This window comes from Clostridium sp. (genome assembly GCF_050717535.1).
Classification (GTDB): domain Bacteria; phylum Bacillota; class Clostridia; order Clostridiales; family Clostridiaceae; genus Clostridium_AD.
The window spans coordinates 1-11,675 of the sequence record NZ_JBOITM010000051.1; the positions used below are offsets into that span (position 1 = coordinate 1).

At 30.4% G+C, this 11,675-nt stretch carries 13 protein-coding genes; 1 reads left to right on the forward strand and 12 read right to left on the reverse strand.

Annotated features, from left to right (window positions below):
* Nucleotides 1-170: 170 nt before the first annotated feature.
* The 7 genes from ACREVU_RS08450 to murI all read right to left on the reverse strand — a co-directional run bounded on the left by ACREVU_RS08450 (nt 171) and on the right by murI (nt 6,147).
* Nucleotides 171-836: a phosphatase PAP2 family protein gene (locus tag ACREVU_RS08450; RefSeq protein ID WP_431551165.1), complete on the reverse strand. Its 666-nt coding sequence runs from the start codon at nt 834-836 to the stop codon at nt 171-173.
* Nucleotides 837-866: 30 nt separating this feature from the next.
* Nucleotides 867-2,666, reverse strand: a complete 1,800-nt coding sequence (locus ACREVU_RS08455; RefSeq protein ID WP_431551166.1) for a heme NO-binding domain-containing protein — start codon at nt 2,664-2,666, stop codon at nt 867-869.
* Between the two features lie 185 nt (nt 2,667-2,851).
* A complete protein-coding gene (locus tag ACREVU_RS08460) occupies nt 2,852-3,517 on the reverse strand; it encodes a S24 family peptidase (protein ID WP_431551167.1) in 666 nt (221 codons plus the stop codon).
* Nucleotides 3,518-3,669: 152 nt separating this feature from the next.
* The gene (locus tag ACREVU_RS08465) at nt 3,670-4,044 is read right to left on the reverse strand and encodes a DUF3783 domain-containing protein (RefSeq protein WP_431551168.1); all 375 of its coding nucleotides are present in this window, start codon (nt 4,042-4,044) and stop codon (nt 3,670-3,672) included.
* A gap of 55 nt (nt 4,045-4,099) precedes the next feature.
* Nucleotides 4,100-4,615 carry a peptidylprolyl isomerase gene (locus tag ACREVU_RS08470; protein ID WP_431551169.1) on the reverse strand — a complete coding sequence of 172 codons (516 nt, stop codon included), beginning with the start codon at nt 4,613-4,615 and terminating at the stop codon, nt 4,100-4,102.
* A 144-nt stretch (nt 4,616-4,759) separates the two neighbouring features.
* Nucleotides 4,760-5,200: a hypothetical protein gene (locus tag ACREVU_RS08475; protein WP_431551170.1), complete on the reverse strand. Its 441-nt coding sequence runs from the start codon at nt 5,198-5,200 to the stop codon at nt 4,760-4,762.
* 137 nt (nt 5,201-5,337) lie between these two features.
* Nucleotides 5,338-6,147, reverse strand: coding sequence for a glutamate racemase (gene murI, locus ACREVU_RS08480; protein WP_431551171.1), 810 nt, complete (start codon nt 6,145-6,147; stop codon nt 5,338-5,340).
* Between the two features lie 159 nt (nt 6,148-6,306).
* Between murI and ACREVU_RS08485 the strand changes: the two genes are divergently transcribed.
* Nucleotides 6,307-6,603, forward strand: coding sequence for a hypothetical protein (locus ACREVU_RS08485; protein ID WP_431551172.1), 297 nt, complete (start codon nt 6,307-6,309; stop codon nt 6,601-6,603).
* A gap of 111 nt (nt 6,604-6,714) precedes the next feature.
* Here ACREVU_RS08485 and ACREVU_RS08490 read toward each other — a convergent pair whose 3' ends face one another.
* The 5 genes from ACREVU_RS08490 to ACREVU_RS08510 all read right to left on the reverse strand — a co-directional run bounded on the left by ACREVU_RS08490 (nt 6,715) and on the right by ACREVU_RS08510 (nt 11,514).
* The gene (locus ACREVU_RS08490; protein ID WP_431551173.1) at nt 6,715-8,079 is read right to left on the reverse strand and encodes an MATE family efflux transporter; all 1,365 of its coding nucleotides are present in this window, start codon (nt 8,077-8,079) and stop codon (nt 6,715-6,717) included.
* Nucleotides 8,080-8,153: 74 nt separating this feature from the next.
* Nucleotides 8,154-8,690, reverse strand: a complete 537-nt coding sequence (locus ACREVU_RS08495; RefSeq protein ID WP_431551174.1) for a TDE2712 family protein — start codon at nt 8,688-8,690, stop codon at nt 8,154-8,156.
* 112 nt (nt 8,691-8,802) lie between these two features.
* Nucleotides 8,803-9,084 carry a DUF503 domain-containing protein gene (locus ACREVU_RS08500; RefSeq protein WP_431551175.1) on the reverse strand — a complete coding sequence of 94 codons (282 nt, stop codon included), beginning with the start codon at nt 9,082-9,084 and terminating at the stop codon, nt 8,803-8,805.
* A 266-nt stretch (nt 9,085-9,350) separates the two neighbouring features.
* Nucleotides 9,351-10,829, reverse strand: a complete 1,479-nt coding sequence (locus ACREVU_RS08505) for a HAMP domain-containing sensor histidine kinase (RefSeq protein WP_431551176.1) — start codon at nt 10,827-10,829, stop codon at nt 9,351-9,353.
* Entirely contained in the window at nt 10,819-11,514 is a 696-nt protein-coding gene (locus ACREVU_RS08510; protein WP_431551177.1) for a response regulator transcription factor, read from the reverse strand. The genes ACREVU_RS08505 and ACREVU_RS08510 overlap by 11 nt, the downstream gene beginning before the upstream one ends.
* Nucleotides 11,515-11,675: the final 161 nt, after the last annotated feature.

Sequence of the window (11,675 nt, forward strand, 5' to 3'; positions counted from 1 at the left end):
CGCCGACTTCCTTCAGATTCCGTCTCGCGATGGACACCCTTGTCTTAAGCTATGCACTTGGCACTATTAACCCGTGCTAGGGACTTTCACCCATTAGATTGCGCCCATGCCGGGCGCACAATAATAAAAGGTCCCCATGACTTTAGTCATGGAGACCTTTTAACATATAATTATTCTACATATTGTATGCATCTATCTCTATCAAAATTAAATTTCATATTTCTAAGAGAAAAATACAATACAAATGCAAATATTATTGCTACTGCCACATCTGCAAAATAATGTTGCTTAATAAACATAGTAGACAAAATTATTAAACCAGATATAATAAAACAACTTATTTTAGTAGACTTACAAACCTTATCCGACCCACATGTATACAATGCTATTAGCACAGAATTTAAAACATGAATGCTTGGAAAACAATTATAGGGATTGTCAGCCGCATACAAATTTAAGACCATATTACTGAAGAAATCAGTTCCTGTTATCATAGGCCTTGGAACATATGTTGGATAAAAAAAGTATATTACATAGCATGTAATCATGCCTATGTTTAAAGTTATAAGCAGCTTTAAATACCTTTCTTTATCTAATATACATAAAACAGCAGAAAATATCAGCATAAATACATACCAAGATACATAAGGTAATATAAAATATTTATTAAATGGTATAAATTTATCCACAACTGTGTATACAGAGTTAGTATCCCCTCTAAATTGATTTAATATTGGATAAGTCATACTTATAATTAGTATGCTCAGCCCTAATAATGCTCTTTTAATAATATCCTTCCATTCATATGTTGAGGCCCTCTTTTGTAATTGTTCCATTCCCTCCCCTCCTAACTATCTTAATAAAAGCTATATCTTATATTTTTTTAATTCGTCTTTAAAGGAGCTTGTTATCTTTTTAAATTCATATATGCTCAAAGTGAGCTTCTTTATTTCATTAGTATAACTTTCTACATTTGCGCTTACCTCTTCTGATGATGCAGAATTTTCCTCTGCAATAGCAGCTAGAGACTCTATTGTTTCATATATTTTTGCAATAGATTTTGCTTCCCTATCTAAATCATTTATAGTATTTATCATTGAAGTTGAAACTGTTCTAACAGACATTGTAGCCTCATAACTTATATCTCTTACCTGTTCTAATCCCTTAGTTTCATTTTGAAGAATATCGTACTGATCACCAATTTTATCAACAAGTATATTTATATCCTTAACAAATTCTATTAAATTGCTGTTAATTTCCTCTACTGCACTCTTAGATTGTTCTGCCAGTTTTCTAACCTCATCTGCAACTACAGCAAACCCTCTTCCTTGCTCACCTGCACGCGCAGCCTCTATAGATGCATTTAAGGCAAGTAGATTTGTTTGTTCGGCAATTTGAGAAACAATTGATACTATATTAGTTATATCATGAGCCTTTGTTTCTAGTCTAATACCATTATCTTTAACTTCTTGGAATTTTTCTAGTGTTCCAAGTATATTTTTGCTTGTACTATCAACACTTTCATAACTATTATTTATCTTTATAATGGCTTTTTCCAATTCATTTTTATTATCATTTTCATTTTTAACAATACTATTAAGTGATCTAACGTTGTCATTTAAAATTAAAACAGCATTTTCAGTATTCTCTGCTTGGCTACAAGAAGTGCTAGCCATTTGCAAAGCCGCCCCTGATATGTCTTCAGATGTATTGTTCATAGTATGAGAAATTCCATTTATATTTTCAGCAAAAGTATCCATCTCGTCAGTTACACCTTTAAACTCAACAAAATCTGTTCTAAATCCTTTTTTATATTCCTTAAGCTTCCTGTATAGCTCTTCATATTCATCCCCAGTAACTATATCCCCATCTTCAACATAATTATTGCTATTAATTTGATCTATAGTTTGTGAAATTAGCTTTGCAGGTCTTCCCATTATAAAAGATGCAAGACTTGACGTCGCTCCAGAAATTATAGCAAGTGCTAAAATCTTTACCATATTATCTAATCCCATTATTGGCATAGCAACCAGTAAAGATATAATAAAAGTAAATACCCCTACCTTTCCAGGTACATTCTTAATAAATCCTAAAGACATAATTTTATTAATTTTATATGTTTTCTTATAATAAATATCCTTTTCAAATGTAAGTTTTAAACTTAAACTTTCTGACGTTTTTTCTATTTGCTCAATTTTAATTTTTTCATTAAAGTATTCGCAAGTTCCATCTAAAAGCCCCAGAAAATAATCAAACATTCCTCTTTTAGAATTATAAGTAAAGATAGCCTGTCGGCTTGAAATCGGTGTTATACCTACTAGTGGTGGTTTAGCTCCAGCAAACTTTTTAGTCATCACCACATGTATATCAAATAGCGATTTTAAAAATGAATATACGTTCTCAGTATCAAAGAACGCAGGAAAATCTCTATGAAAAGCTATTAAATTATCTTTTCCTATGATTCCCCACAATTTATCAATTGGTATGTTTTGTTTTTGAGCTATATTACCAATTACATTATTAACTTGTCCATCATCTACATTCTCCACTGGTGAAAATATTTTACTAGGACTCCACCCCACAGATTCCATAGCATTTTGAACCACACTATCACCATAAAGTTTTCTACAAGTTTTCATCCATGTCGCTACTACTGTTCCTTTCATAATGTTACCCCCCCTATTTTATCTATTATTAATTTTTGTTATTCAAATTATTAAGATATCTTTTGTTCAATATACCACTAAATTCTTTTCTTCAAAATATATTATAACCTAATAATGGTACTTTGTTAATAAAGTTGATTATTAATTATGGATTTTTGTTTAATTTCTAATAAATTACACTTAACTTATACTTTGAACTCTACTCTATCTAGTCTTGCAATCACTTTAATATCTGTATGTTTAACTGTGTCTGTCTTTATAGAACTTCTATTGCTTATTAACAATATCTTGTTACTATCCAATTTTTTTATTTGTCTTAATAATCTTTCTCCATTAAAATCTACTAATGAAATCGAGTTGTTTTCTATTTCATGTGTCAAATGAGCAAAAGCAATATCTCCACTACAAATTCTAAACCCAAGCATATCATCATTTTCTATTTCTAAAAACAGTACTTTATCTTGAGCATATCCTTCTACTTTGTTTGATATTATAGGCAATTGCTTTGAACCTATAGTTTTAACTAAATCATATTTATAAATAGTAACATCTTTTAAGACTGAACCAAAGGCATCGTTCCAAACCTCATTTACTTTCTCCGCGCTAGGTCTTTGGAGTTTTGGTTGTCTCTCCTCTACGCGCTCATCAGCTTGAAAGGAAACAGAGGTATCTTCAATCTCCTCCCCTAAGATTTTAGATATCTTTTCTAAAAATTTTTCATTTATAACTTTTGTGCCTTTTTCAACTTCATTAATGAAACTCTCAGATACTCCAATTTTTTTACCTAATTGTTTCTGACTTATTGCTTTTGCTTCTCTTACTTTTTTAATCTTATCTCCTACTCTGCTCATAATTCTCCGCCCTTCCAATTAAATAATTACTTCAAAAATATTTTTTAATATTACACGACAATTTGAAATTTTAATAAAAACCATCTGTTATATTTTAACATAAAATATAAATCTTCTGCAATTAGCAGAAGATTATATTTTCATGTGCCATATTACATTTTTCTATAAGCTTCTCTTTCTTCCATTAGATGTTCTAATAGAAAACTAACCGTCCACTTTATAGATGTTGGTGTTACTGCAGCTAAAATAGTATCACTGCTTTTAATTTCTCTTATACTATCAATTAGATCATATAGTTCCTTATCCTTATAATTGTTAAATAAAAGTAATTTTTCATGGGGTAATTCGATATTACACTCTTTATGTTCTACATTGCATAATATATCTTCAATTGTAATGTTGCCCATGTTTTTCTGAATTACTTTGCAAGGTAATATATTTTGCTTTGATAGTAAACTATTAAGTTTTTCTTCTTCCTCTTTAGTTAATCCATATGCAAGAATAAGTCTTTCATTAATAAGCTCCATACTATCTTCCCCCCTACAATTTAATATTTCTTAGAATTAGTTAGTTATACTTTTATTATATTTTTTTGGGCTGACTGTACTCAATGTCGAAAGATTCAACACTCATACTTTTAATTTTTTGTTCTTTCTTTGGCTTATCTCTAAAATCTCTGTCTACCTTAGCTATTTCTAGTGCATTTTCCATGCCTTCTGTTACTTTTCCAAAAGCTGCGTAACTTCCGTCTAAATGATAAGAATTTGCTACCATAATAAAAAACTGGCTTCCTGCTGAATCTGGATCATTAGATCTAGCCATTGATAAAACACCAGTGGAATGCTTTAAATCATTTTTGAATTTATTAGAAGAAAACTCTCCCTTTATTGAATATCCTGGCCCACCCACTCCTGTTCCTTCAGGGCATCCACCTTGAATCATAAAGCCTGGAATCACCCTATGAAAACCAAGTCCATTATAAAACCCTTTGTTTATAAGACTAATAAAATTATTTACTGTATTAGGTGCAACCTCTGGATACAATTCTGCCTTTATAACTTTTCCACTTTCCATATTAATTGTTACTATTGGATTCATATAATTATCTCTCCTTTTATTATGTATTCTTTATAAATTATATCACATTTTATATTATTTACTATTTTTTATATATTAAGCACCTTCAAAAAATAACTAATATGTCTAATTGTTATTTTTGAAGATGCATTAACTATTACCTAACTAAATAGCTTCTTGCCCCAGACTTATTTGAAGAGATATTTTTTCCTCCGGTTCTTCTAATCTTATATAAATATTTCCTCCGGGAAGTATTATTAAGAAATGTTCCTCTAGCATGTCTACCTCTTGATTTTTACCAATGCTAACTGTATCTATTTCTAAGTTTCCGCAGGTCTCTTCCCCATCATATTCACAACCAACATTTAAACTACCAAATGTCCTTATATCATTTGACTGTTTATCGTCATTTGCAATAAATAAATGTGCAATGTTTTTATTTTCTACTGATTTGCATACCAGATGATTTACCACACACAAACAATTACTTTGCACCGGATTATTGATTATTATGCAATTGAATTTTTTTCTTTCCTCAATTGTCATGTTAAATATATCATGCCCTGTATGAAGTTCATTATTGTTTTTTAATTTGAATACTTTCATTTCATCACCTTATTTCTGATGATTTTTTATATAAAGCAAAAACAAACAAATAACAAGTCGATATGTTTGTTTATTTTGACTTGTTATTTGTTTTAATGTGCCTAATTTAATGTATTCACTTAGACCATAAAATGTGTTTATGATTTTAATAACCTATAACTTAAATCTATCATACTACTATTTGTAGAAGGATTGCTACTTGTAGCTGAACAGCTACTTGTAGCTGAACTATATATAGTTACAATACCTTCCGTTTTCTTTTCATTTAAAATATTATTACAACTAAGTTGCCTTTTTAGCTGATTTACTGTACCTATACTCCCATCAATAATAAAAGTTTTTTCTCCAACTATTTTAACTAACTCGTTTTTGATAAATGGATAGTGAGTGCATCCAAGTACAATGGAAGCTATGTCTAAATGCATAAATTCCTTCAACTTATCCTTTAAATAGCTTTCAATTTGTTCTCCCTCCACAATTCCACTTTCAATTAGTTCAACCAGGCCCGCACAGGGAAGTGGTATCATATTTACTTCACTATTGTACCGCTTCATTAAATTACTAAACTTCTTTTCAGCCAGGGTCATAGGAGTAGCCATAATAATTATACTTTTTCCCCTACTCATTTCTACCGCAGGCTTTAATGCTGGTTCTATACCAATTATCGGTATATCCTTGTATCTCTCTCTAAGATCATCTATGGCTGCACTAGTGGCTGTATTGCAAGCAATCACCACTGCTTTCACACCTTTGCCTAGTAGAAAGTCTACTGCATTAAATGTTAATCTTTTAACTTCATTTACGTCTTTGATTCCGTAGGGTGCATTTAATGAATCACCAAAATACACAAAGTCTTCATTTGGAAGTACTTTCAAAGATTCCTTTAACACACTTATACCACCTACACCTGAGTCAAAAAACCCTATTGGTTTTTCTTTATTATTCACGTTATCACCGCCCTATTAAGATTATCTAATTTATAAAAAAAAGAAAACTATATCTTACATCCACCACATTTTTTTAGTCACACATACACTATACCTCAAATAATATATTAATAAGTCTATCCATTTAATTAAATAGTAACATAAAAAGGAGGAAATGGTATGCCTTCATTACCTAGTTTAAACAAAATAAAAGATTCAATAAACAATGGATTAGAAGTTTTTTCAAACAAGTCTGAAGATTTTGTTGAAGCATCTAAGCTTAAATATAAAATTCATTCGCAGGAAAATAGCATGGAAGACCTCTACAAAGATATGGGTAAGGAATTGTACACAATATTTAAATCTAATAAGCACATTGATGAATCACTATTAGATTATTGCAACACATTAAAAAAAATAGAGAATCGCATAAAAAAACTTCAAAAGGAACTTTATAAAACTGATAATAAAGAATAAAACATTTTATTCTTTGTTCTTTATTATAATATAAAAAATAGTAATGTGTTTCCTTACTATTTTTTATATTATTTGTTTAAGTATTTTATATGTTATTTGTTTGTGTATATCTTATATTATTACATCCTTATCTTCACTATGTAATTTATTTAGATGTTTAATTTCTATTAATAAGAATACAGCTGTTAAGATTGAAGCCAATGCATCTGATGTAGGTCCCGACATCCATACACCATCTAGCCCAAAAAATCTAGGCAAAATAAATAGTAATGGTATAAGGATTATAACTTGTCTGCTTAAGCCTAAAAATATTGATATTTTAGCCTTACCTATAGCTTGAAAATAGTTAGAACTAACTATCTGAAAGCCTATTACAGGAGTCATAAATAGGTATATTCTAATGCCATGGACACCTATCGCTATTAGCTCTGGGTCCTTATTAAATATACTTATAAGCTGTACTGGAAATAATTGTATGATTATAAAGCCCGCGGTGGTAATTATTGTAGCTGCCAGTATTGCAAGTTTTAAAGCATGTTTCACACGATGGTATTTTTTTGCTCCATAATTATATCCTATGATTGGTTGGCTACCTTGATTTATTCCAAATATGGGCATTAGAACCATCATCACGATACTCATAATAATTCCCATGGATCCCAAGGCTAAGTCTCCGCCGTATTTAACCAAACTCCTATTAGAAATAATAGTTACTATACTTGCAGCTATTTGCATGGAAAACGGAGACATTCCTATAGCAAAAATTCCCATTACAACCTTGAAATTTAGTTTTAAATTTTTGCAATGTATTTTTAAAACACTTTTTCTTCCAAGGAAATAAGCTAATACCCATATTGTATTTACTACTTGAGAAATAACAGTTGCTATGGCTGCTCCTCTAGTTCCCATATGAAAAGCGAAGATAAATATTGGGTCTAAAATTGTATTTAATATTCCACCTATTAACATGGTATACATAGCTATTTTGGGATTTCCCTCTGATCGTATAGTGTTATTAAGACCAAAACCTACATTTTGGAATATTACACCAATAAGTATTATTGTTATATATTCCTTTGCATAAGGCAAGGTATCACTACTAGCCCCAAATTTTATTAACATGGGTTCTAAAAACAAAAGTCCTAAACCAGTTACTATAATTGATGTTATAATTATAAGAGTAAGTGCATTCCCTAAGATATGCTCCGCCTCATCCTTCTTTTGTTGTCCAAGCTTTATAGATATGAGTGCCGCAGATCCAATTCCTACTAGCATTCCAAAAGCTAAAATTATATTAGCGATGGGAAATGTAACCGTAACTCCTGTTAGGGCAAGTTTTCCCACACCCCGGCCTATAAATATTCTATCTACAACATTATATAGCGCATTAACTAACATGCCTACAATGGCTGGAATAGAAAATTTCATAAGTAGCTTACCAATATTTTCTTCACCTAATTGTTTTGACTTATCCAAATAATCACCCGTTTCGTATAATGCAAAATAACCAACCTTATATTAAATAATATGTTGGTTACTTTATATCTTACTTATTTATTCATTAATTCCTTTAGCTTTTCTTCTATGTACTCATTAAGTTCAATTTCTCCGATAAATGTTTTATCCTGTACAAAATCAGGCTTTACTCTAAAAAAATTAATTACTAATTTATTTTCTTTAATTATATACTCATCTGAATGTAGTGGTGAAAATATAACCTCTAACTCCGCATATTTATCAGCACCTGACTCCTTTGAAAGCTTGCCTACCAAGTTATCTAAGTTAAGTTTTTTTACAGGGGATGCCATTGCATTTGTATATTCAAAATCCTCCATCATCCACATATTATTGTTCCAAAACACCCTTTCCTTCTTGTTTCCAACAAAAGGTTCCCTATTCTTAATTGCACTTAAGGCTCTTCTAACTGATTCCCCATTAAATTCATCGTCATAGGCACAGGATAATCCTGGCATATCAGCTACATCATAGAAAAACTTTTCCGGAACATTTTCTTTTTCACTTGCAGCCTGCCAAAAATAAAGCATAGCCTCTACCGCTTCTAAATTCACTTTAATCCTCTGTAACATTTTATTACTCCCTTCAATATCTAAAATTTATCAAAAAATTTTTACTTTGCCAAAACCATACATATATATATTACTACATATAAACCTAAAAATCCTTTGGATAAGATAAAATTTATAAAATTTCCATCTCCACTTTTTCCACAATGGCCTCAGTGTTATCTTCTATAAAGTCCAGTACATTTTGTATCATACTATTAGCATGCCTTGAATCATTACTAACACAAGCTATCCCAATTACTATAGATTGATGTAAATCTTGATTTTCAACCTCAGCCACAGAAACATTAAATTTATTTTTCACCTTAGCTATGGTACTTTTTACTATCATTCTTTTTTCCTTCAATGAATGAACCCAATTTGCATATAAATATATTTTACCAGTGCCGATAATCATACCCTTGCTTGCTTCCTTCCTATTTTACATTTTTTATAAATTTAAGTGTAAAGCCATTATCCCTTTAGAGTAGTTGGCAGTTGACTGTATAACTAATTTTACATACTATATTTAATTATACCCCAAACCCATGGAAATATAACTTATACTCATATGATAATGTAGAATATAGCACTTACAACCAGTATGAACTTTCCAGTTTCAAATTCGTTTGCACGTCACGCGGAAAAATTTCATACTCCTTTGTAACCCGTATCTACTATCTTTTAATATTTTGAGCAATCCTGATTTCCATTCTCCTTTAATCTGATTATAAATCTACAACCTTCATTTATATCACGAACTAAATATATACTTCCTCCATGTTTTTCAATTATAGACTTTGATATGGCAAGGCCAAGCCCTGTACCTCCATTTTTAGAGTTTCTTGTATCATCTACTCGAACAAAAGGCTCAAAAATGTCGCCTTGGAATTCTTTAGATATTCCTATTCCATCATCTTCAATAATAATTACCGCCTTTGCATCAGAGGTTAAAAGCTTGATTCTAATAGTACTCCCTGGCTTATTATATTTAATACTATTTAGTATAATATTGCTTATAGCTCTATCCAAATTTTTCCTATCAAATGAAATAACCACCTCATCCTCAGTAATATCAAATTCATAATTCACACCCTTTTGCTCCATTATGGGAACATAACCCGCAATAAGTTCCCGCAGAAATTCGCCTATATCATGCTTACCTATATCTAATTTATATTCCGTACTTTCAACCCGAGAATATTCAAAAAGATCTTGAATTAAGTCGTTTGCCCGCCTACTATTATTATTAATGACTTTTAATAACTTATTTTTCTCTTCTAGCATAATATCCTCATTCTCCAATAAGAATTCTGAATACCCTAATATACTTGTTAACGGATTTTTTAAATCATGAGATATGTCAAGAATCATTCTTTTCCTATTATCCTCTGCTTTTTTCTTTAATAACTTTTCTTGCTGTATTTTTTCTGCCATTAAGTTAAACGCATCCATTAATTCACCTATTTCATTTAAAGAATCAATTTCAACTCTAGCCGAATATTCGCCATTTTTCATTGTATTAACCCCTTTTAAAAGCTTTTTTAAAGGGTTAACAAAAATCCTTGATGTAAGTTTAGAATATAGTACCATTGTAGATAGCAGAAATATGAATATAATGAAAGGAAATATATTTAAGAAAGTGAATACCCTATCTGTATGATTACCACTTTTTTCTAATTGTTCTTGGTGTTCAATTCCCCAAGTGTAAGTATCAAAAATGCTATTGGGCATAGCCGTAATTAAAATAAATTCTTTTTTATTACCATATTTACTAGAATAAAAGTACCCATCTTTTAGATTGTTAGTAATCATATCATGATAATATTGCACTGTATATTTAAATCCCACTTCATGTTTACTTCCATTTTGCATAACAATAACTAAGTTTTTATCAAGCACTTCAACATATCCCTTATATTTTATAAAATTCAAGGCCTTAATATCCTTATAACTTTGCTCTACAATATACTGCGCTGTAGTATTATCTTTTGTTGACTCCTCAAAATTAATAGAAAAATAAAAAAGCAGAGCTCCCATTGTTAAAATAAATATCCCAATTAAAATAACTAAAAACATAATATAATTTTTAAATAATTGAGTAGCCATTTTTTTGCTTTTAAAGTGTGATGATATTTTCTTTAATTTATTTCTAGTAATCATGGTGTTGCTCCATTTTATATCCTATGCCTCTTATGGTTTTTAAATATTTAGGATTCTTAGGATCCTCTTCAATCTTTTCTCTAATATGACTTATATGAACCATAATAGTATTAGAATCTCCATAGTAGGGATTTTCCCAAACTATTTCATATAGTTGCTTTTTAGTGTATACTTTTCCTGGATTCTCTAAAATAAACGCAAGCAGTCTATATTCTTTGGGATTTAATGCTAGCTCTATATCATTCTTATAAATACTACAACTTTCCTTGTCTAGCATTAATTCGCCAATTATTATTATTTCAGTTTTATGAGTTTTATTTGAATATTTATAATATCGTCTAAGCTGGGCCTTAACCCTTGCAATTATTTCAATAGGACTAAAGGGTTTTAGCACATAATCATCTGCACCCAGTCCAAGACCTAAGATTTTATCCGATTCATCTTCTCTTGCCGTTATAAAAATCACTGGAATTTCACTGGTTTCTCTAATCTTTTTCAGAACCTTAAATCCATTAATTTTTGGAATCATAACATCCAGTAGTGCAATATCTATATCTTTATTCTGGAATAGATCTAAAGCTTGCACACCATCTTCTGCCGTAAATATATTATATCCTTCTTTGGATAAATGGATTTCTAGCAATTCTCTAATGTCCTGCTCATCTTCCACAATTAGAATATTCATCATGTACCCTCCCCCATCCTATATACATTGTAACCCAATCGAGTAGGAGCTAAATAATTAATTTATTTAGCGACCTCTCACACCACCATGCATACCGTTCGGTACACGGCGGTTCAATAGAAATTAATGTTTTAATAAATATGTCTCAGATATAGAAACTA